Here is a 22,812-nt window from a genome sequence, read left to right as displayed (position 1 = left end):
TTTTTATAATTTATATAAATCCTCATTACTGCTTATAATTCTTCCGGATATAGTCAGTTTTATATGTAAACACAAATAGTAGTAGATGCACCCTTATTAAGTGATAGCCTTCAGCGAATGACTGAGGGCTTTTTTCTCGATAATTCAGCAACTCATTATTTAAAAATAGCTGGTAGTAACCCAGGCGCTAACCATACGGCATAGCCTATAAAGGCAAAGAATGAAGTAATGACAGCAGTGATAATATAACCAATACAAATCAGCAATCCATCTGCTTCAATTGTGGCAACTGCTAATAATAAAATCCCCACAGTGGGAATCGGATTGGTGAAAGGAATTGGTAACATTAATAATATTGTTAACCAGGAGATACATAGCCCATTGAGCCGCCAAGTTATAGGGTTTTTTGCTATTTTTTTTAAGCGAGGGCGAGTAATTTTTTCGACTATTTTGGTGAGATGTTGCAGATTTTTTAAGAGAAGTTGGGCAAACGGGCGCGGAAATTTATACCTAGCGATTTGTTTAGGTAGCCAAGGCGATCGCCTGCCAAAAATCATCTGTACAGAAACCAGTAAACAGGCAGCACCAAAAGGCCCAGCCAATCCAGGAGGCATAGGAAACAAAAAAGGCAAAACTAATAAAGCTATTACTAGGCTGAAACCTCGTTCCGCAGTCTCTGTCAAAATATCACCTAAAGTTAAGTGATGATTAGATAAGCGTTGCAGCAAGGATTTAATTTCTTGAGAAAATCTCAGATCCATTTGGCGTGAGTTAGAGTGAATTGCCACAAGACCCAGCTTTATTCAGTATATCAAGGTGAATATGGAGACTAATGCACCCAAATGAAAATTAGGGCATTAGAGAACTCAGAAATGCTATTCCCAATTTTCTAAATTGGCGGGACTAAAACAGTTATGGCCTTGGGTATAACTTGAAATGTTGCCGGAGTGTAAGTCGTGATTTCCCCATCAGTATTAATTGGGCGTGGTTTACGGGTGGAAATTTCAAATTTTTGTCCTTGAAGCGCTCGGACACTACGCCAACGAATATGTCTGCCTTGACGCATGGCGGGTAGTAAAGGTATGATTTGCCACCAGTGTTCTATCTCCAAACTGTAGAGATCCAATCTTTGATCATCAATAGTGGCATCGTGAACCACTGCCATCCCACCACCATAATAACGACCATTACCTACAGCAATTTGCACAGTTTTGACACGAAATGATTGATCCTTCATTTTAATTTCGGCGCTAAAAGGGCGAGACTCCCAAATTACTTGTAATGCAGTCGCAATATAAGCAAATATTCCCCAACGACGTTTCATTTCTTTAGTAAGTTTTTGAGTAATTTTGACACTCAATCCCATACTAGCAACATTAAAAAAGTGCTTACCGTTTACCCAGCCTAAATCAACGCGACGTAATTCCCCGTAGGCAATAATTTGGCAAGCTTCTGCTAAGGAATTAGGAATTGCTAAAGTTCTGGCTAAATCATTTGCCGTTCCTAAAGGTAAAATTCCTAAAGGTAATTGAGTTTCAACTAAGCCATCTACTGCTGCGTTCAAAGTCCCATCACCACCACCAACAATTACTAAATCAACTTTATATTGGTAACTGCGAATAATGTCTGAAAGATGTTTGGGATTTTCTGTAGATTCTTCTGTTAATTTAAATCCAAGTTTCTCCAGATAATAAGTTGCTTCTATTAATCGCTTCTCCCCTTGGCGGGCATGACGATTAACTAACAGCAATGCGCGGGAATTTACTGGTAGTGACCTTTGCTGTGTTTGTGTCCAATTATCTTCTTCCATATAATTTGGTTAATTTGGCTAAGAAAAATTGTGTTAGCTTTGATAAGTTTTACTTGATGAGTTTATTGTTATATTTGTAACTTTTGAATTGATTTTGTCTAACTCGACCTTTATTGTATATTAAATATATTGATGACAATGTAATAAAATGAATATTAATGGCAATATTTTGGGCTGATAGGAATCATAGTTGATGTTTTCAACAGTCAGTATATTGCTACCTGAATTCTTTACTTTTGCCTGTTTCCTTCCTACACAAATAATTTAAGTAATCCAAACAGATTTTTCAGCAATAATTATGTTCTGGATTTTAGTGTAGATGTTTATGGAAACATTTCATTAACTCACAATAAATTTTAGTTATATTTACGCAGTTTTAATACTTTCGTATTTATATTTTCTAACATACTAATGCTACTAGTACTAAGGTTGTCACAAAAATTACGATGATCTCCGTATAAACTTTTGATGTATTGCTTTTGCAAATATATGAAATTGACAAAGAAAGTAATATTTATTTTAAAGTCAAATTGAATAAATACCAAATAGTATTGAAAATTAAGAATAATACTTACTAATTGTTAAAAAATAATAATTTTATTAAGAGGAATATTTAATCTAAATATTAATTAATTTTAAAACTAAATCTATTGGGTTATATTAAATAGTCGGATGTACCGATATTGGATTTTTTATTGATTAGTAAAATTAGTTTGATATTACTGGCAAAAAATAATTATTACCTGAGATTTATCCCACAAAGGGTATATTCCTATCGAGAAACATCTATCTTTAGCATGAATTAGCGAGGGTTTTTAAGAAATAATTAATACTCATTCCAGTAATATGTTAAAAAAACCTAAAAGTTAGAGAAAAATCCTCTAAGAGGGGATTGTATTAGCTAGAAGCAAAAATATTTACTAGTGAATAAATAACACCCAAAAAATTACTACTATCGAAGTAATGAAAACATCTGCATTGTTATTAATACTTGGTTTATTCCTCACAGCTTGTAATGCGCCTCAAAATGCAGCAGTAGCTCCTAGCCCCACGGAAAATGATGCGACTGCACAACCTGTACAGAACCAAACCAAAAGCAAACTAATAGTTGTGACAACAGTTGCACCCATAACCAATATTGTGAGTAACATTGCAGGCGATCGCACTGAAGTTAAAGGCGTTATTCCCGAAGGTACAGATTCTCATACCTTTGAACCGCGTCCTAGTGATGCCGATTTACTCTCTAAGGCTAACTTAATTATCGTTAATGGACTCCGGTTAGAAGCCCCAACCGAAAAACTGGCAAAAACTTCTAAACCTAAAGAGGCAAATATCTATGAGTTAGGTAACAATACTATTAACGAAGCTCAGTGGATTTTTGACTTTAGCTTTCCCAAAGAAAAAGGAGACCCTAATCCCCATTTATGGGTAAACCCCAAGTACGCAGAAGCTTACGCCAAATTAGCCGCTAAACAGTTAACACAGTTAGATCCCGACGGGAAAGCATACTACGAAAAAAACTTAAATAACTACTTGCAACGCCTGGACGCATTAGACAAAGTTAGCCGTGAAGTCGTAGCGAGTATTCCGGCTAAAAATCGCAAACTTTTAACATACCATGACTCTTGGGCTTACTGGGCAAGAGAATATGGCTTTGAGGTCATTGGCGCAATCCAACCCTCAGATTTTAAAGAACCGTCAGCGCAAGATGTAGCCAAACTCATCGACCAGATTCGCAAAACTGGTGTACCCGCGATTTTTGGTTCGGAAGTCTACCCTAGCAAAGTCGAAGAACAAATTGCCAGAGAAGCGAAAGTCAAAATAGCAAACACTGCTGATGATGAATTACCGGGAACAGGATCAGCCAATGCCATAGAAAATACCGATCCTCAACATACTTATATTGGCATGATGGCAAACAATTTGCGGATCATTGCCGAAAATCTGGGGGGAAATTCTCAGTTGGTTGACAAGCTAAACACTACCAATGTCGTTGGCCCAACTGCAACAGCCACTACAACGACTCAATAACAATTACCAAACTAGTGCATGGAAACAATATTAGAAATTAGAAACCTTACCTGTGGTTTCCAAACCCAACCAGTATTGACGAACGTCAATTTGTCTTTATATCCTGGACAACTGTCTGGTTTAGTGGGGCCTTCCGGTAGTGGGAAAACAACCCTAATCAAAGCAATATTAGGGTTGGTTCCGCCTTGGACTGGGGAAATTTGGTTCCGAGGAAAACGCTTAAAACCGGGAACTGCACCACCAAAAGTTGGCTATGTACCGCAGGTAGAAACGGTAGATTGGAATTTTCCTGTGACTGCACTAGAAGTAGTAATGATGGGGCGTTACCGCAAACAGCAATTTTTACCTTGGTCATCGCGACGCGATCGCATCATGGCCAAGGCACTTTTAGAACGGGTGGGAATAGCCCATGTCGCCCATCGACCCATCGGTGAATTATCTGGCGGACAACAGCAACGAGTGTTTATCGCTAGGGCGCTAGTAGGCGAACCAGAAATTGTCCTTTTAGATGAACCAACAAGTAGTTCAGATTTGCGCGTGCAGCATGAACTGTTACATCTGTTAGCAGAACTTAATCAACAAGGTTTGACAATTTTGCTTTCTACCCATGACCTCAACTCTGTGGCGACTCATTTACCTTGGGTAGTCTGTTTTAACCACAGCATTATTGCCCAAGGAGAACCTAGTGATGTGTTTACACCTGCCATTTTAAAGCAGACCTTTGGTGCAGAAATGGTGGTCTTTCATCAAAGCGATCGCATTCTCATTGCTAATGCAGGCACTTCTTTACGCCATCAAATGCAAGATAATTTGCCGGATATTTTGCGAACAGTGCAATCAAACCACAACGGACACAAGTCTTAATCCTCAATTTAAAATTAAACACATGGAGTTTCTGCTTAAACCTTTTGCTTATGAATTTTTTAGCCGCGCCGTTATTGTTGGGATGATGGCGGGGCTATTGTGTGGTGTGATGGGTGTATATATCATTACTCGCCGGATGAGTTACATTGCTCATGGTCTTTCTCATGCTATTTTGGGCGGAGCCGTGTTGAGCTATGTTTTAGGGCTAAATTTTTATATTGGTTCGGGAATTTGGGGTTTTGCCGCAGCGTTGCTCATACAATATCTTACAGGGCGTAAGGTATATTCTGATGCAGCCATTGGGATTGTGACAACTGCGAGTTTTGCTCTAGGTGTAGCTGTGATTAGCACCTATCGCAAATTTAGCCAAAACTTTGAAGCAGCTTTATTTGGTAATGTATTGGGCGTTTCCCCTACGGATTTGTGGTGTGTAATTGGGGTAACGTTTGTGATTTTGAGCTTAGTATTTTTGTTTTATCGCCCTTTACTGTTTTGGTGTTTTGACAGAGAAGTAGCACAGGTGCATGGTGTACCTGTAGTAGCTATGGATACATTATTTGCTCTCATGTTGGCAACCTTGCTAGTAGCGACACTTAACGTTTTAGGAGTGACGTTAATTATCTCTGCGGTCGTAATTCCTGCGTCTATTGCCCGACTTTTGAGCGATCGCTTTGGTTATATTATGATTATTTCCGGCATTTTAGGGGCAGCGATCGCCTTTGCTGGAATTTATCTCAGTTACTACTTAGATATTGCTTCTGGTGCAAGTGTGGTTCTGCTGTCAACCTTCATTTTTGGCTGCGTACTAGTTTGCAAAAGTATTCAAAGTCGGCGTAAACGCTATATACCACCTCTTTCCACCCAACATTATCAAGGCTAATAGTCTTGTAATATCGCCTCCGGTGCAAGATGGATGATTAATACCAAATAGAAGTCTGAGCATGAGTTTTGGGAAAAATTGATTATTACCTCATAAACTTCCCATACATTCATGTCGCGATCGCAACTTAGAAAGCTGTTGATTGGTGAACTCAGTTGGAAACGGCTAGTTCGCTCATTGTTGTTTATTTACGGCTTTTTCGCATTTTATGTCTTTTTTAGAGCAGATAGCATGATTTTTCTGCCTCAACCTGCTACTTATCAAGACAATGCCAGTATTTTGAAAGTACCCGTTACTGACAAACAGAAGATTTCGGCGGTGTATTTACCTAATCCCAGAGCAGAGTATACAATGCTCTACATCCACGGCAATGCCGAAGATATTGGTGATGTTCAGCCGTTTTTAGAACGTCTACATCAATGGGGATTTAGCGTTTTTGCTTATGACTATCGCGGTTATGGCACTAGCGATGGCAAACCTGGCGAATCGAATGCTTACCAAGATGCTGAAGCTGCATACACCTATCTAATTCAGCAGCTAAAAGTCCCACCGAAGAAAATTATCGTCTATGGACGTTCTGTTGGTGGAGGATCAGCAGTTGATTTAGGAACTCGTCATTCTGTTGCTGGCTTGATATTGGAGAGTACATTTACATCTGCTTTTCGAGTTGTTGTACCTTTTCCCTTACTTCCCTTCGATAAATTTTCTAACCTGAAAAAACTTCCGCAAGTCAATTGTCCAATCTTAGTTATGCACGGTCAAGCTGACCAAACTATTCCTATTCAACACGGATATACACTATACTCAGCCGCACCTGATCCTAAAATGTCATTGTGGGTAGATGGTGCAGGCCATGATGATTTTACTTGGATTGCAGACAAGCAACATCAAAAAACTTTAGCAGCCTTTGAGCAACTGATTGAGAAACAAAATATGAATTAGGCGATCGCATTTAACCATTCTCATCAACTACTATTGTGTAACTACTCAAATTGGCTATAGGTGCTAAATTGAGTGTAATTGCAAATTTAATAAAGTCACCTTGATTAGACAAGAGAGTAATAGCTAATGGGCAAAGCAGAACTCTATGATCAAGACTTCCTAGAATGGACGCAACAACAAGCTGAATATTTACAAAATGGACGTTGGGCAGAATTAGACGTTAAACATTTGGTAGAGGAATTAGAAGCATTGGGGCGCAGTGAACAAAGGGAACTTGGTAGCTACTTACAAGTGCTAATGATGCACTTACTTAAATGCCAGCACCAATCTGAAAAAAGCACAGAAAGTTGGAATAATACACTTTCTAACTGTCGAGATAAAATGCAAGATTGTTTAGAAGATACACCAAGTTTGCAACGTTTGATTCAAGATGTAGAGTGGGTAGATAAATACTATCAACGTGCGCGTAGAGATGCAGCCAAGGAAACGCAAATACAACCAGAAATATTTCCTACTGAATGCCCTTATACAATAGATCAAATTCTCGACCCGAATTTTCTCAGTTGTTAAGTTGAAATAAACTATAATAAAACACTTCAAATGTCTATCGATATTACCTTTCACAAAACAGGCCAAGAGATTAAACAAGCCATAGCACAACGTCAACAGTAACTTCAATCACGGCTTGATAAACGAAATCAGGTGCTAAACATATTCCTGCAAGACATAAAAAAAGTCCGTTCTTACATGATTCGTAGTTCTCGATACGATTATGGTCATGGCGTTAGAAGCGGCTATACTCTCTTCTCGCAAGATGATATTTCTAGCGAGGAAAAACAAGAAATTCAGCAACTTTGTAACCGGATTTTTGAAATTGAACAAGAATTACATCGGCTGGCTTTGATAGCTGCTCACCTGAAGGATGAACAGGTTCTCGAACTCACGCTTGAGGATTTGATTGGTTACGGCTTTAATGCAGGTGGAGTTGAAGGTGAAGATTTATAGGGCTATTCAATAATTCTAAAACTAAGGGCTATATCTGACAAACTACATTTTCATTTTTACAGTAATAGTCTTGCATATTTCTACAAATTTAGTATTAGTTGTCTTAATTTGTAATTAGGAGTAACAGTAAATATTTTCTATTGATAAACTAATTTACCTTCATGTTATAATAAATTAAAATCATTTATTCTGCTATTGAGAATGGTTAGCTTACCACATCCAATTCAATATCAGGGTAGTAAGAGAAAACTTGCATCAGTTATTCTCAATTTTCTGCCTAGTAAAGTGGAGAGATTTTTAGAACCTTTTGCAGGAACAGCAGCAATTAGTATAGCAGTTGCTTCTAAACATATTTCTCAAAATTTTTGGCTTAATGATATTAATAAACCGCTTATTGAATTATTAGAGCTAATTGTAGAAAGACCAGAGGAAATAATAAGTGCTTATTCCAATATATGGAATGAGCAACATCATGATTCTATCAAGCATTACTTTGAAGTTAGAGAAAATTTTAATCAGACTAATGATCCAAAACTTTTTTTGTATTTGTTAGCTAGATGTGTAAAAGGATCTGTTCGGTATAACTCAGAAGGTGTATTTAATCAAAGCCCTGATAAGAGGAGAAAGGGAACTCAGCCTGATAAGATGAGGAAAAATATAAAAGGAGTTTCTGCTTTATTAAAAGGTAGATGTAAATTTACATTTCTGGATTATAGGGAAGTTTTAGCCAAAGCGCAAAGTAGTGATTTTGTTTATATCGACCCTCCCTATCAGGGTGTGTGCGGAGATAAGGATTCAAGATATTTCTCAGGAATTAATTTTGATGATTTTGTTTTATCCATAGAACAATTAAATCAACGTGGAGTAGCGTTTGCGATTAGCTATGATGGAAAGCTTGGTAACAAAACTTTTGGTATGCCATTACCTCAAGAGTTAGGACTCAGGAAGATTGAAATTGAAGTTGGTAGATCATCGCAAGCAACACTACTGGGACGCAAAGAAATAACAATAGAGTCTTTATACTTGTCGCCAAATTTGCTACTTAGAAAACCTTCAAGGCTAGAAAGCTATATTAGCAAAACACCAAGACAGCTTAATCTTTTGGAAAAATATGGATAGTTCTCAGCAGTTACCTGATGATTTTATACAACTTTGTCAGTCAGTAACTGCCAAAAGGCCAAAAGCTGTTATTGATCATATTTTGCAATATGGTTTTATTACAACGGAAGAACTGAAGGACAGATATGGTTATAATCATCCTCCAAGAGCAGCTAGAGATGTTCGAGAACATGGAATTCCTCTAGAAACTTTCCGTGTAACAGGAAGTGATGGAAGAAAGATAGCAGCCTACAGATTTGGAGATGTCAGTAAGGCAAGGTTTTCTAGGTTATCTGGTAGAACAGGCTTATCAAAACAGATTAAAGACGAATTAATCAGGAGATATGGCTGTAAATGCTTTGTCTATTTAGAAAAAGTTGAAGAGCGTGAGTTGCAGATTGATCATCGTGTTCCGTTTGAAGTTGATGGAGAGCCAGAACTAGCACCAGAAAGTTTTATGTTGCTTTGTGGTTCTGCTAATCGAGCTAAGTCTTGGTCATGTGAACATTGTGAAAATTGGACTAGCATTAAGGATAAATCTATTTGTTTGTCATGTTATTGGGCATACCCAGAAAATTACACGCATATCGCAATGCAAGAGATTAGGAGAACAGATTTAATGTGGCAAGGAGAGGATATTGACATTTATGAAAGATTGAAGCAACAAGCTATAAGTCTGGAAAAAGAAATCCCTGAGTTGATCAAGGAAATTATTGAACGCGAAATGAGACAAAACGGCGATATTTCTGCTGGTGAATCCGCCAGCTAATACTGTTTAACTCAACTGTGCGACGAGTTGATTCTCTAACAAAGTATCATTCGTCAACAAATCTTCAACGGAGATTCGTAAAAAGCGTTGCTCATCAACTTGAAACAGGATTTTCACGCGATCGCTCCCTGGATACCCTGGTGGGGTAAGTTGAGCAATGGTTCTCGCGCCTGCACTATCATTCAGAGGTTTAACGGTGGTTTCACCGCTATCTAGACGGCGAGTAATTAAGCGATCGCCATCAAAATAAACTTCGGTGTTACCTGTGTCTGCGCCTAATTCCCCAATAATTAATTCGATGCTAGGCTGATTCTCCACAGATGCGCCTAAAAATAATTCCACCGCTTGATTCATTGGGTAAGCTTGCCCTGATTTAATAATCGGATGCCAACTGTGGCGTTGGTTGCGTCGATCCCAGTAACGAATCCCGTAACTGTGGTAGAGAAAGTCTTTGATTTCTACACCTTGGGATAACTGTAATGCACCTTGGGCGATCGCTTCAAAAGGCTTTTCGCAACGGATTTTTTCTGGTGCAAAATACTGTTTTACCCATGTCTGCACTGCTGGTAGTTGGACAGTTCCCCCAACTAACAACACTGCATTAATATCTGCGAGTTCAATTCCCTGGCGGCGTGCTTGTTGCAACAGATTAGTCATCGACTCGTCTAGGCGCTCAAAAAATCCGTGTTCTTTGAGGATATTTTCTAACTGATCACGGTCTAAATTTAATTCGTAACTGGTAAATGTTTCATCGTCAAAATAAACTTCACTCGCTTGGTTTTGAGTTGATAGCTGAATTTTGACTTTTTCGGCTAATCTTGTTGTCAACGGACTCACCGCCAATTCTTGATTTTTGGCAAAGTAATCAACTACCCAATTATCAATATCTGTTCCGCCTAAATTTTGCCCAGCTTTTGCCAATACACGCGCGGTTTTGACTTTTTGCTTTGAGTCTTCAGCTAAAGATTTATTACCCCATTTGAGCAAAAATCCGATGGGTTTAGTGTTTCCTTGTGCGCCTCTATCCAAGCTGACTAGAGATAAATCTAATGTGCCGCCACCAAAATCAATTACCAAGAGATTTTCTTGATCAGCCAAACCGTAACCCAAGGCGGCGGCTGTGGGTTCATCTAACATCCGCACTTGTTCGACGGGGAGGCTTTGGCAAACTGTACCTAACCAGTGGCGATAAGCTTCAAAACTATCTACGGGGACGGTTAATATGAGAGAGTCTAAGCCGCCTTCTAAGGGTGCTAGTTGTGCAATCACTTGATTGAGAAACCATTGTCCAACTTGTTCAAAGGTGAGGGTTTCTCCATCTAATTCTGGTAAGAAGCCTTGAATTTCTGCACCGATACCGCGTTTGAAGCTGCGAAAAAATCGAGATTCGCCTTTGAGATCTAAACCGCGATCGCGTACTTGTTGCCCTACTAAAACTTTACCCTGTGCGGCTTCTTCTACATACACCAAGCTGGGAATCAGTGGGGGATTGAGACTTTGCTGAATTGATAAACCAGGTAAACTCAGAGTTTCCGCCTGCTGGGTGACGGGATTCCAACGGGCAATGACTGTGTTGCTAGTACCAAAATCGATTGCGATCGCCATAGTCTTTTTATTATTTCATGCCAAAGCGCAAAATTTTCTCAACAAAAATATTATTTTCCCATAAGCCAGCAACTACGCAAATGGGCGATCGCTTCTTCTTTACGTTTGGCTTCCACTTCTATCCACGGTGCTTGATGATAAATATCAGGCATATCGGTAATTAAATCACTGTGTTTTCTATCTTTAAAGGCATTTTCACCGTTGGAAATATGAACTAATTGCCAATCTGGATTTTTCCAAGTTGATCGCGCCGCTTCAAACATAGTAGCCACACTCGGATCATCATAGCTATCTAAATTTTCGTGACAAATATGGTGATGAGCATCAAATACCAGCGGAATTTCGGCTTGTTGGCAGACTGCTAAAATTTCACTAGCACTATAGGCGTATTCGTCGTTTTCTAAAGTTAAGCGACTTTTAATCGCTTCTGGTAATTGGGAAATCACTTTTACCAACTTTTCGGCGCGTTGCGATTTCCCACCATGAATATTCATCAACGACCAAGGCGAACGAGGTAAACCAAGTAAATCTAAGTCTCGCGCGTGTCTGGCTAAGATATTAATACTGGTTTGCACAACTTCTGGTGAATCAGAACTCAACACGACAAATTGATCAGGATGTAGCACCATTCTGATACCAAGTGCAACTGCTCGTTGACCAATTTTGCCCAACTCATCAGCCATTTCTTCTAAGAGATTTTCGCCAATTTGGTCTTCTAAATCATTCATGGGAAATAAATTAGAAGTCATCCGATAGAGGCGAATTTGATTTTGCTCACAAAAAGAAAGAGCATCATGCAACCGCTGCAAGTTATGCTGATAAAGTTGTCGTAATGTGCTTTCCCGTTCCGCCAGGGAGAGTTTTAAGTAACGCGTGCGTGTGATTGTTTTAAAGCGGACTTGTTGAGAAACTGTAATACAAACTAAGCCTAAATTTGGCAGAATAGTTTGCGGCTGTTGCTGTTGATTCGCTAAATTTTGGCACTGGATAGTTGTCATTTTTGCAAATGCTGGAGTCTTAGCTACTTTATTGATTGAACTAATTTCTGCCTTCTCTGCTAAGTCTCTTGAGGATGAATTCTCCAGATAGTTGACTTAGACAACACAAAATTCATCCCAACATCTTTCTTTTTAAATAGGCGTTAGGATGAATAGCAATGGTTATAACGAAACTAAACTTTAGTGCGATCGGTCAAAATTTCATACCCAGTTTCTGTCACCAAAACTGTATGCTCAAACTGAGCCGATAGGGAATTATCTACTGTTACAGCTGTCCAACGGTCAGCTAATGTACGGGTGTGTTTAGAACCTGCGTTTAAAATTGGTTCAATTGCTAAAGTCATTCCCGCACGCAATTTCACATTCGGCATATCTCGTGTGCGAAAGTTAAATACTGAAGGTTCTTCGTGCAAGTTCCGACCAACACCATGTCCGGTGAATTCTTCTACCACGCTATAACCATTGGCTTTTACATGGTCTTCAATCGCTCCGGCCAAGTCAAGGAGATATGCACCAGCTTTAACTTGTTCTATACCTTTATATAAAGCTTCTTCAGCTACACGAATTAAGTTAGCGGCTTCTGGGGTAACTTCACCAACAGCAATCGTAATACAAGAATCGCCGTGGAAACCTTGATAATAAGCGCCTGTATCTACTTTTAATACATCCCCAGCACGGATGACTTTCTTGGGACTGGGGATACCATGTACTACTTCGTTGTTGATACTGGAACAAATAGAGCCAGTAAACCCGTGATATCCTTTAAAACTTGGGGTTGCGTCCATTTCCCGAATGCGTTTTTCCGCGTAAGCATCCAAGTCGGCTGTTGTCATTCCTGGTTTGACTAGTGCAGAAATTTCTTTCAATACCGTTGCAACTATTTTCGCCGATTGCCGCATAATATCAATTTCACGCGGCGATTTGATTTCAATTCCTCGGCGTTGTTTTTTTGCTGGTGTGACTTTAACTGGTTGAGAAAGCAAGTTGCTAAAAATGTTCATGTGCTGATAATAATTACTGATACTTTGTCGCTACGGAGCCTATGCTTTTTCTAGGATAATTGAGAAACTATATCTATATTTAATTTATAACAGGTCATAGGGTTGAAAGACAGTTGTTGTCTATGTTTGATGATTAGTTTATCTCCTCATCTCACAAATGACCCATAACTGATTTTTTCAAGGTAATTACGAATTACCGACAATAATTTCTCCTGTCATCCCAGCTTCAGTATGCCCTGGTATGGTACAGCGTAAACTATATTTTCCGGTTTTTAAAGGGACAAAAACCCATTCAGCTTCAGCACCTGGTTTTAATTCTAGTTCGTGAATGGCTCCTTTAATTTCTACTTTGCCGGCTTCTACTTTTTGTGTCCAAATGCCATCAGCAAAATCTTTAGCAGTAAAGTAGTGTTTTAATTGACTGGGATTTTTGAGTTGTAGTAGATAGCGTTTACCTGCGATGAACTCTAGGTGATTTGGTTCAAACTTGAGTTCGTTGGCAGAATTACTTAAGTTAACTGTAATTTCTGTGGCTGGCTGTTTTAGCAAATCACTAGGTAAATTGGCTGCAATTGCTGAAGGAATGAAATCGGTAAAACTCAGGATTAGTATCAAAGACAATTGAAGTATAAATGCTTTCACTAAAAATTTTTTCATTACTTTTTTGTCCTCGCTAAAAACAAATGACATTGACCATTAATGATTAATGATGATTTTTATCTGCAACAACAGCAGGCCCAGCTGTAACTACCACAATTTTATCTGGGTGGAGTAACTCACGGGCGGCTTGATTAACTTGGGCGAGGGTAACTTGTTTAATTTTATCAGCGAAGGAATTTAGTTCTGTTATGTCCATTCCCCGTACCTGATTCATGAGAATTGTATGTGCTAATTCTTCAGGGTCAGCGAGGGAAATTTTATAGTTGCTAATTAAGGTATTTTTAGCTGTTTCTACATCATTGGCTGTGACACCTTGCTGATGAATTTCTTGTAAGAGTTTGCGGGTACTAGCGATCGCTTTGCTACTATCTTCAGAACTAGTTTGCATTTCAATCCAAAATGTCCCAGAATTTTTTTGCGCTTGCAAGTAGCTATATATACCATAAGTTAAACCTTGGCGATCGCGCACTTCTGCTCCTAAATAACTAGATAATGTATCGCCTCCCAGAATTTGATTTAATACTACAGCTGCATAATATCGTGGGTCTTGACGGCTAATCCCTGTGCTACCCATAAAAGTAATGGCTTGAGTTTTACCTGCAATCACAGGGTTTACACTTAACCCACTATCTGGTAAATTCACCTTTGGATATTGTCGCTGTGGTGGTTGACCACTAACTGGCCAGTCTCCTAGTTCTTGTTGGATGAGCGATCGCACTTGAGTAGGTTCAAAATCTCCCACTATAACTAGCACTGTTGTATCTGGACGATAATATTTTGTCTTAAAAGCAATGACATCCTCACGCTTAATTCTTTGTAGACTCTTTTGAGTAGGGAAAGTATGCAGGGGATGTTGTTTCGGGTAAATTGATTGGACAAAAATTCTTTTAGCTACTTCAGCGGGATCATCGAGTTCTTGTTTGAGGTCTGTTAAAGCTTGCTGACGATTTAATTCCAATTCTTTTTTAGGAAATGTACTGTTTTTCACAGCATCTGCGAAGGTTTGAATCAAAATAGGTAAGTCTGCTGCTAAACTATCACCTTCAATCCTGACACCTTCACGATAAGCGGTAAAATCGAGCGATGCACCTCTTTCTTCTAAGGCTTTAGCCAAAGTTAAGGCATTTTTGGCTTTAGTCCCACTCATTAAGTTATCAGCGACGAAAGATGCTATTCCCGCTTGATTTTCTAAATCAAATTCTGTTCCCGCTTTGATGTGGCCGTTTAAAGTTATGGTAGGAGTACTTTTATCTGGTAATAGTAATACTTGCAGACCGTTAGCTAAGGTGAATTTCTCTGGTAGAGCAGGGTTAGAAGTGTTGTGACTGCCATTGTGAGAAACTTGCTTAATAGCGTCCGTTGTTTCTTCTAATGATGGTAAATATTTATCTACCTCTGATGCGGGTACAGGTGTAGTAGCAGCTAAATTTTCTGTAGTTTGATTGAAGTTGACTTTTTTACCAGTTTCCGTGATTTTTTCCTCAGTTGGCTGGAATAAGCCGACTACACGCATTTCTGGTTTCAGGTATTTGTTAACTACATTAATAATGTCCGCACCTGTAACTTGACTAACAGCTGTTAAATAACGTTCAGTATAACGATAGTCACCAGCGGTTGTTTCATCGTTAGCTAATTGCATTGCTTGGCTGGTAATATCACGATTACTCAAAATCACTCCAGCTTCTACCTGCATTTTAGCCCTAGTAATTTCCTCCGCCTTCACCCCTTTTTGCGCTAAATTAGCGATCGCACGATTTAATACTGTTTCAATCTTTTTCAGATCTTGATGATCATCTGCTGTCACTAACAACTCATACCAGCCAGCATCTCGCAAACTAGCGACAGATGCTGTTACTTCACTCGCTAAACCAGATTCCACCAACGCCTGATAAAGCCGTGAATTCCTTCCCTCTGTCAAAATGTAATCCATCACTTCTAAAGCAGGAATATCTGGGTGATTTAAATTAGGTAATGGATAAACTACTTGTAGCATCGCTGCTGCTCCCTGTTCTCTGAGTAAGATGGGAGTGCTGAGTTTTGACCATTGACCATTGACCGTTGACTCTTGACTCTTGACTCTTGACTCTTGACTCTTCGGTAATTTACCAAATATCTCTTTGACTGTTTCTAGAGTTTTCGTTGTTTGGAAATCTCCGACAATCACTAAAACAGCATTATCAGGAGTATAAAATTTCCGATAATATTCTTGTACTTGTTCAACTTGGAACTTTTCTACATCTGCTTTGTTACCACCAACAGGTAAACCGTAAGCATGGTTAGGAAATACTGCGTGCATTACAGCACGATTGAGGCGATATTCTGGACTATTTTCATAGCCTTGTAATTCTGAAATTACTACCCGTTTTTCACTTGCTAGTTGCTCAGGCTCAATGAGAGAATTTTGCATTCTATCTGCTTCTAGAACTAACAATGCTTTAAGTTTATCTCGTTCTATAGTGCTATAGTAAGCCGTTTGGTCGTAACTAGTAAAAGCATTTGAGTCGCTACCTAAAGCATTAAATAACCTACCAAATTGAACTGGACGGTCTTTTGTACCTTTGAACATCATGTGTTCTAGTTGATGTGCAATACCATTTACTCCTGGTGCTTCATGGCGTGAACCGACTTTGTACCACATTTGCACACTCACAACTGGTGCAGTATGTACTTCTTTTGTTAAAACAATCAGACCATTTTCTAATATGGTTTTACGCACGTTTGCTGTTATGGTTGAAGAATTTATATGAGTTGCAATCAAGTTGGTTTTAATATTTTGAGATTTTAATGTAGCTGTATACTTGCTGTTAGCTGGTTGATCAGCTATCAAAAATACTGTAATTATCCAGAGACTTAACAGTAATAATGACCAACGATATTTATACCCTATAAAAAACCGAAGCATTTTTTTGGTAGATGTATTTATTAAATCTAATTACACACTTATAAGCGTAATTAGTAATAGTCTATTCTTTTTTAGGGATCGCTGAAATCAGCGACACTACCAAAGAAAAATTAGTCTAACAACAAAAAGTATATAAAGAGGCAAGTTTATTTAACCGAGTTTATTTAAAGTCCGAATAAATTCTAAAGGTAAACCATCACTGTCTGCAATAAAAGCTACTTCCCAGATGCGATCGCCTATTTGCTGTTGTGTTGGTTCTAAAAGAACTTTGAGGGGTAATAATTGTTCTGGCTGGCTTTGTGCTGCCAATGCAAAGCGTGTTTTTAAGTCTATCAGCCAGCTAGGTAAATCTGGGGTGACTTCTGTTAAATCAAAGGATAAATGATAGTACCCCACATAATGCTCATCATCAAAAGCATCTGGTGCTGGTTTTGGTTGGGGAATTTGAATGAGTTCAATTCGTCCGCCTAATCCTTCCATCCAACAAGCCAGGGTATAGCCTGTAGTGAAGCGTTCACATACTGTAAACCCCAACAATTCATAAAAAGCGATCGCTTGATGAATATTCGCAGTGCGGATAGAGGCGTGGTGCATAATTTGTCAATAGTCAATTGTCAATGGTCATTTGTCCTTTGTCATTTGCATTTACTCATGACTATTGACCAATGACCACTGACTCTTATTCAAACAACCTGAAATAAGGGTAGCGTACAGGAACCCCCGGCTCTTTTTCCAGATCGAAATTAATCACTTCCCAGCAAGGTTCTGCTGTGGAATCGGGACTAAATTCTACTGGTAAGCCATAAAGTCGCGCTGATGTAGTCTCTGGCTGTCCAGAACGCCAAGGAGTGCTGCGTTCTAAATAACCACTCATCAACTCCTGATAACGTCTGGCAATAATTACCCGTGTCGCTCGGTAGCCTTGGGTATACAGTTTGTCCAAAGCTTCGTGAATTTCAAACCGTATCCCATCAGGATGAGTGTGTTGTCTATACCATTCCCCATTCCATCTGCGCCAATGACGACCTGACTGTAGATGAATTAACTCCTCAGTCGTAGGGTTGGCTTCAAACGCGCCATGACGAGGACAAAGATAGGTATCTGTAAGTGTCAAAGCCGGAATAGTTTGCCGACAATGGGGACACTGAATTTCGTGACCAAATATTGGGTACTGCAAACCTGGATTAATCATGAAGTGCGTACAAACATAATTTCTTCTTCACTAGCACCATTAGGTTCGATTTTACACTTCGGCTCCTCCACTTTGGGCGAATTGTTTGTAACTGCACGGAAACGTATTTGCAGTTTAGAACAATTGTAGACTGTGTTTTCCTCAGTGTAGAGGCCTAACAACATGATATTCTGGTTATGCAACCAGTCCCTCAACGGTTGGAGTTTCTCCAGTGTTCCTGGGTACCATATTCTTATTCTATCGTGTCTACTGCTTCTTACTGGCCATCTCCTGATTTTTCTCCAGCAGCCTTTGTCGCAGATAATGCTGTTGTCATCGGTTCTGTGAAAATCCAAGCAGGAGCCAGTATTTGGTATGGAGCAGTCATTAGGGCAGATGTAGAGCGTATTGAAATTGGTGAATGCACAAATATCCAAGATGGAGCCATTCTCCACGGCGACCCTGGTTTGCCCACCATTTTAGAAGATCATGTGACTGTAGGACATCGTGCTGTGATACATTCTGCCTATATTGAACGTGGCAGTTTGATTGGCATTGGGGCAGTAGTTTTAGATGGTGTCAGGGTGGGCAGCGGCAGTATTATCGGTGCAGGCGCAGTTGTGACAAAAGATGTACCTCCTTTATCTTTAGTCGTGGGCATTCCTGGTAAAGTTTTACGTCAACTAAGCGAAACCGAAGCCGCAGAACTAATCGAACACGCTGAACGTTACAAAAAGTTAGCCTTAGTTCATGCTGGTAAGGGCAATGATCTTGGTTTTCACCAACAGTAAAAGACTAAGAAACATGAAGAATAACAAATGACAAATGACTATTGACAAACAACTATTGACCATTCTGTAATCTTTCTTTACATATAAAGTTGGAAAAAATGCCCACTTCGGCTAAAAATAAAAATTAGAAGAGTTGATAAAACTTTAATTTCTACTTAACAGAGGGGTTCTAAATTATGGATATCGATTTTCGTGTAGCGATCGTTTTAGCGCCTATCGCTGTTGCAGCTGGCTGGGCTGTGTTTAACATTGGTGCAGCAGCTTTGAGACAAGTTCAAAACTTTTTAAACAGAGAAGCCTAAACATAAATTTACATTAGCACCTTCAAACCGACTGTTTCTGGTAAAGGGCAGTCGGTTTTGTTGATAGAAGGCAGAAGGCAGAAGGTTAAAAAATAAAATTTCACACTTCATACTTCATTTGTGAATATCGATTCTTTACTTCAACCCTTGCAACATTTTGGTGTCAATCTGGGACTCTCACGTATTCTCAAACTATTGGCAAACCTTGGCAATCCTCACGATCGCATCTCGGTGATTCATGTTGCTGGTACAAATGGTAAAGGTTCTGTTTGTGCTTATCTGTCTTCAGTGCTGACAGAAGCTGGTTATCGCACAGGGCGTTACATTTCTCCCCATCTCATTGATTGGACAGAACGGATTTGTATCAATGAACAGCCAATTTCTTCAGAGGAATTGAGTCAACTTTTGCAAAAAGTCCAGGCTGCTGTTTCCCCTGATGACGAATATCCCACTCAATTTGAGATTATTACCGCAGCTGCTTGGTTGTATTTTGCCCAGCAACAAGTTGATATTGCAGTAATAGAAGTTGGGTTAGGTGGCCGTTTAGATGCGACTAATGTCTGTTCTGAACCCTTGGTGACAGTGATTACTTCCATTAGCCGCGAACATTGGCAACAATTAGGGCCAACGGTAGCCGATATTGCTAGAGAAAAAGCCGGAATTATCAAGCCTGGGTGTCCGGTTGTCATGGGTTCATTGCCAGCCGATGCCGCAAAAGTTGTGCGATCGCGTGCCGAAGAATTACAATGCCCAATATTTGCACCCCAGCCTGCACTGCCAATCTCTCCAGGCTGGGCAGAATATCAGACAATTCAAAATCCTCGAAATTCAATTCAATATCCTCTACCGTTACAAGGACAAATTCAATTAGCTAATTCCGCTTTAGCCTTAGCAACCTTAGAAATTCTCCAACAACAAGGTTGGCAAATTGCTACATCAGCCATTATCAACGGTATGGCAAAAACCAAATGGCCAGGAAGAATGCAATGGCTAACTTGGCACAACCATAAATTATTAATTGATGGCGCACATAACCCCGCAGCGGCTCAAGTATTACGTAATTATGTTGATAGTTTAAATCATCAAAATGTAACTTGGATCATGGGAATGCTCTCTACAAAAGAGCATAGTGATATTTTTCAAGCTTTGCTAAAAAGCGGCGATAAATTATATTTAGTTCCAGTTCCAGATCCTAATTCAGCCAATCCTCAAGAATTAGCAAATCTAGCTACTAATATTTGTCCTGAACTATCTTTTTGTCAAACAAATCATGATTTAACATCCGCCTTACAATCTGCATTTACTGACACAAATAATTTAGTAGTTTTATGTGGTTCTCTGTATTTAATTGGTCATTTTTTAGGTACATTAAATCCTGCGTAAACAAAAAGATACCCGACTTCTTTAAGAAGTCGGGTATCTGAATCTTGCTAATTTACCGATTATTCCACTGTTGTGCTGCATCTTCAACAGCTTTATCAACAGTTTTCTGATCTAACATAGCCGCTTGCAAATTATCATAAATCGCTTTTTGCAATTTTTTGAAATCTTTTAGTTTTGGTGTTAAAACCTCAGCTTGTTGTAATTGTGTGGCACTAATAACTCTGGCTTTTTCAACTGTAGAAGCATTGGCTGGCATATCTTTAAAGTAACTATCAGATAGTGCTTTAGTAGTTGAAGGTAAAACATTCGCAGCTTTAGCAAAAGCTAATTGATTTGCGTCATTCGTGACAAATAAAGCAAACTTAGTAGCCGCATCAGGATGTTTAGTAGCGCGAGGAATAATTACATTCATCACCGCTACATTTTTTTTACCTGTATCGCCAGTAATTTGTGGTGCTATAGCGGAAGCTTGAGCAATTTTTGGGGCATTATTAGCTATTGTTTTCAGAAATTCCGGCCCCGAAGCTAAAAATACAGTCTCACCAGATTGATATAAATCAATAGCATGACGATGACCTTGGGTTAGTACCTCTTTTGGTAGTAGTCCTTTTTTGTACAAATCAACCCAATATTGAAATGCAGCTTTACCTTGTGGTGAATTAAAAGCTGCTTTACCTTCAGCATCAACTAAAGTCACACCCATTTGTACCAAAGACTCCATCACTTCCCCGGAATCTTGCGGTACAAAAGTGATAAAAAAGGCATATTTACCAGTTTTATTTTTAATTTGTTGTGCTACCTCTGCTAATTCTGCGTATGTAGCCGGTGGTTTACTGATACCTGCCTGTTTTAATAATTCAGTGTTATAAATAGTTAGCCGTGTTGTGAGATACCAGGGAATTCCAAAACTTTTGCCATTAAGTGTACTGGCTTTCCAAATGTTGGGTAAATATGCAGAACGCACATCTTGGGGAATCGTGGTATCTAGGTCTAACCAAGCATTTCGTCCTGCTAGTTGGGATGCAAAATCTGGATTGAGGTTAACAACATCAGGTGGCGTTTTTGCGGAGACAGCTGTTAAAATCTTGTTCTCCATAGCAGACCAAGGCACATCAACCCAGTTAATTTTTACACCGGGATTTTGTGACTCAAAATTAGAAATCAAAGTTTTAAAGTAGTCAGTAAATTGAGGTTGGAGTTGCATAGTCCAAAACTCAATATTGGCTACTTCCGTTGTCGCTTGTTTTGAACTTGTGCCGACGTTACCTGTGCTGCAACTAACAATCCAACTGGTCAATAAACCAATTATTGCCCAAGCTGTTAGTTGTTTGAATTTTTGCAATCGAATCATTTTACCAGTATTTTCACCCTTGATAGAAATGAAAAGCTTATGGAGAATTAACGAGATTATAGGCTAAATCAATTACCCGTAAAGACGCAATATACTGCGTTGACAATTTAAATTTTCAATTTTAGTAGTCCGGCGGAACTGTGGTGAAAAGCTTCAATAGTCTGTTTGGCAAATCTAATAAAGGGGTTGGCATCGAACTTGCTTCAGAACGGGTAAATATCGTTCAGTTACGCAAGATGCGCCAAGGTTTAAAACTAGAATCTTTGACATCTTTACCAGTTCCCGAAGGTGTGGTGACAGATGGTCAAATTACTGACCCCCCAACAATGGCGCAAATTATTCAGCAAGGTTTGGCTGAAAGTAAAATCAAGGCTTCTCGTGTTGCTACCGGTGTACCTGGACGAGATTCTATCGTACGTCTTATCCCAGTGCCAGCTGAGTTAGATGACAAAGAATTACGTGACATGGTGTTAAATCATGAGGCTGGTTTGTATTTACCATATCCCCGTGAGGAGGCTGATGTAGATTATCAAAAACTTGGGTATTTTGTAGATGAGGATGGCATTGAAAAAGTACAGGTATTATTAGTTGCTACTCGCAAGGAAGTGACAGATACATATCTAAGTACGTTTGAGCAGGCAGGATTGCAAATCGATGTTTTAGAGATTAACAGTTTTGCGCTGATTCGGACAATCCGTGACCAACTGCGGCAATTTGGCCCACAGGAAGCGGCGGTACTGGTTGACATTGAGTTTGACAGTACAGAAATTGCCATCATTGTGAATGGAGTTCCACAATTTTCACGGACTGTGCCAATTGGCACTTATCAAATGCAAGAAGCCTTAGCAAGGGCTATGAGTTTACCCACATCACGAGATATGGAACTTTTACAGGAAATGACTATTCCTGCGACTCCTATGGATGGTGGGCAAACTGGGGTTACAGGAATTAACCCTGGTATGGCAGCGATGATGAGAGTTTTGGGAGAACTCACAGATGAACTGCGCCGTTCTATCGATTTTTACTTGAATCAGAGTGAAAATTTAGAAATAGCGCAGATTATTTTAGCTGGGCCAGGTGGCGGACTGCAACAGCTAGACGAGTTCTTTACACAACGCTTGAGTTTGCCAACGACTCAAATAGATCCGGTTGGGGCGTTATCTTTGCTAGTTGACGAACAAAAATATCCAGCTTTACAACGCTCTGGTTTAGCGATTGTACTTGGGCTGGGAATGCGGGAGGTATGACG

Annotated in this window: 22 protein-coding genes; 12 read left to right on the top strand and 10 right to left on the bottom strand. The window is 39.4% G+C overall.

The annotated features are described in order from the left end of the window. Nucleotides 1-155: 155 nt before the first annotated feature. Together AC504W_RS27740 and AC504W_RS27735 are read right to left on the bottom strand one after the other, a co-directional pair. Entirely contained in the window at nt 156-761 is a 606-nt protein-coding gene (locus AC504W_RS27740) for an exopolysaccharide biosynthesis protein (RefSeq protein WP_187308024.1), read from the bottom strand. A 128-nt stretch (nt 762-889) separates the two neighbouring features. Then, entirely contained in the window at nt 890-1,810 is a 921-nt protein-coding gene (locus AC504W_RS27735) for a lipid kinase (RefSeq protein WP_494875480.1), read from the bottom strand. 963 nt (nt 1,811-2,773) lie between these two features. Here AC504W_RS27735 and AC504W_RS27730 point away from each other — a divergent pair. The 8 genes from AC504W_RS27730 to AC504W_RS27695 all read left to right on the top strand — a co-directional run bounded on the left by AC504W_RS27730 (nt 2,774) and on the right by AC504W_RS27695 (nt 9,399). Further along, complete coding sequence (locus AC504W_RS27730) at nt 2,774-3,841, top strand: metal ABC transporter substrate-binding protein (protein WP_494875479.1); 1,068 nt, start codon at nt 2,774-2,776, stop codon at nt 3,839-3,841. An 18-nt stretch (nt 3,842-3,859) separates the two neighbouring features. Further along, nucleotides 3,860-4,705, top strand: a complete 846-nt coding sequence (locus AC504W_RS27725) for a metal ABC transporter ATP-binding protein (RefSeq protein ID WP_494875478.1) — start codon at nt 3,860-3,862, stop codon at nt 4,703-4,705. A 22-nt stretch (nt 4,706-4,727) separates the two neighbouring features. Then, entirely contained in the window at nt 4,728-5,585 is an 858-nt protein-coding gene (locus tag AC504W_RS27720; protein WP_494875477.1) for a metal ABC transporter permease, read from the top strand. 111 nt (nt 5,586-5,696) lie between these two features. After that, entirely contained in the window at nt 5,697-6,527 is an 831-nt protein-coding gene (locus AC504W_RS27715) for an alpha/beta hydrolase (protein ID WP_494875475.1), read from the top strand. A 126-nt stretch (nt 6,528-6,653) separates the two neighbouring features. Then, complete coding sequence (locus AC504W_RS27710; protein WP_494875474.1) at nt 6,654-7,097, top strand: DUF29 domain-containing protein; 444 nt, start codon at nt 6,654-6,656, stop codon at nt 7,095-7,097. A 132-nt stretch (nt 7,098-7,229) separates the two neighbouring features. Beyond that, complete coding sequence (locus AC504W_RS27705; protein WP_494875472.1) at nt 7,230-7,532, top strand: hypothetical protein; 303 nt, start codon at nt 7,230-7,232, stop codon at nt 7,530-7,532. Between the two features lie 201 nt (nt 7,533-7,733). Further along, nucleotides 7,734-8,651, top strand: a complete 918-nt coding sequence (locus AC504W_RS27700; protein WP_494875470.1) for a DNA adenine methylase — start codon at nt 7,734-7,736, stop codon at nt 8,649-8,651. Then, nucleotides 8,644-9,399 carry an HNH endonuclease gene (locus tag AC504W_RS27695; protein WP_494875469.1) on the top strand — a complete coding sequence of 252 codons (756 nt, stop codon included), beginning with the start codon at nt 8,644-8,646 and terminating at the stop codon, nt 9,397-9,399. The genes AC504W_RS27700 and AC504W_RS27695 overlap by 8 nt, the downstream gene beginning before the upstream one ends. A 6-nt stretch (nt 9,400-9,405) precedes the next feature. Here the strand turns inward: AC504W_RS27695 and AC504W_RS27690 are convergent, their stop codons facing one another. The 7 genes from AC504W_RS27690 to AC504W_RS27660 form a co-directional block, all read right to left on the bottom strand. Further along, complete coding sequence (locus AC504W_RS27690; protein WP_494875468.1) at nt 9,406-11,004, bottom strand: Hsp70 family protein; 1,599 nt, start codon at nt 11,002-11,004, stop codon at nt 9,406-9,408. Between the two features lie 50 nt (nt 11,005-11,054). Continuing rightward, complete coding sequence (gene uvsE, locus AC504W_RS27685) at nt 11,055-12,002, bottom strand: UV DNA damage repair endonuclease UvsE (protein ID WP_494875467.1); 948 nt, start codon at nt 12,000-12,002, stop codon at nt 11,055-11,057. A gap of 173 nt (nt 12,003-12,175) precedes the next feature. Next, entirely contained in the window at nt 12,176-13,003 is an 828-nt protein-coding gene (gene map, locus AC504W_RS27680; RefSeq protein WP_096581846.1) for a type I methionyl aminopeptidase, read from the bottom strand. A 186-nt stretch (nt 13,004-13,189) separates the two neighbouring features. Next, on the bottom strand, nt 13,190-13,660 hold the full coding sequence (locus AC504W_RS27675; RefSeq protein ID WP_494875466.1) for a cupredoxin domain-containing protein: 471 nt from the start codon (nt 13,658-13,660) through the stop codon (nt 13,190-13,192). 46 nt (nt 13,661-13,706) lie between these two features. Then, nucleotides 13,707-16,565 carry a M16 family metallopeptidase gene (locus AC504W_RS27670; RefSeq protein ID WP_494875465.1) on the bottom strand — a complete coding sequence of 953 codons (2,859 nt, stop codon included), beginning with the start codon at nt 16,563-16,565 and terminating at the stop codon, nt 13,707-13,709. Nucleotides 16,566-16,715: 150 nt separating this feature from the next. After that, nucleotides 16,716-17,159, bottom strand: a complete 444-nt coding sequence (locus tag AC504W_RS27665; RefSeq protein ID WP_494875464.1) for a VOC family protein — start codon at nt 17,157-17,159, stop codon at nt 16,716-16,718. Nucleotides 17,160-17,244: 85 nt separating this feature from the next. Further along, entirely contained in the window at nt 17,245-17,757 is a 513-nt protein-coding gene (locus AC504W_RS27660; RefSeq protein ID WP_096581840.1) for a TIGR02652 family protein, read from the bottom strand. A 242-nt stretch (nt 17,758-17,999) separates the two neighbouring features. On the opposite strand from AC504W_RS27660, the gene AC504W_RS27655 reads away from it, so the two are divergent. The 3 genes from AC504W_RS27655 (at nt 18,000) to AC504W_RS27645 (ending at nt 20,212) form a co-directional block, all read left to right on the top strand. Next, on the top strand, nt 18,000-18,527 hold the full coding sequence (locus AC504W_RS27655; RefSeq protein ID WP_494875462.1) for a gamma carbonic anhydrase family protein: 528 nt from the start codon (nt 18,000-18,002) through the stop codon (nt 18,525-18,527). Between the two features lie 176 nt (nt 18,528-18,703). Further along, nucleotides 18,704-18,829 carry a photosystem II protein Y gene (locus AC504W_RS27650; protein WP_096581838.1) on the top strand — a complete coding sequence of 42 codons (126 nt, stop codon included), beginning with the start codon at nt 18,704-18,706 and terminating at the stop codon, nt 18,827-18,829. 120 nt (nt 18,830-18,949) lie between these two features. Further along, complete coding sequence (locus AC504W_RS27645; protein ID WP_494875461.1) at nt 18,950-20,212, top strand: bifunctional folylpolyglutamate synthase/dihydrofolate synthase; 1,263 nt, start codon at nt 18,950-18,952, stop codon at nt 20,210-20,212. A gap of 52 nt (nt 20,213-20,264) precedes the next feature. On the opposite strand, the gene AC504W_RS27640 is transcribed toward AC504W_RS27645, so the two are convergent. Beyond that, complete coding sequence (locus tag AC504W_RS27640) at nt 20,265-21,563, bottom strand: ABC transporter substrate-binding protein (RefSeq protein WP_494875460.1); 1,299 nt, start codon at nt 21,561-21,563, stop codon at nt 20,265-20,267. Between the two features lie 140 nt (nt 21,564-21,703). Between AC504W_RS27640 and pilM the strand changes: the two genes are divergently transcribed. Continuing rightward, the gene (gene pilM, locus AC504W_RS27635; protein ID WP_494875458.1) at nt 21,704-22,810 is read left to right on the top strand and encodes a type IV pilus assembly protein PilM; all 1,107 of its coding nucleotides are present in this window, start codon (nt 21,704-21,706) and stop codon (nt 22,808-22,810) included. Nucleotides 22,811-22,812: the final 2 nt, after the last annotated feature.

The sequence above is a fragment of the Nostoc sp. C96 genome, from assembly GCF_059384975.1.
This window is presented reverse-complemented; position numbering and strand designations above follow the sequence as displayed.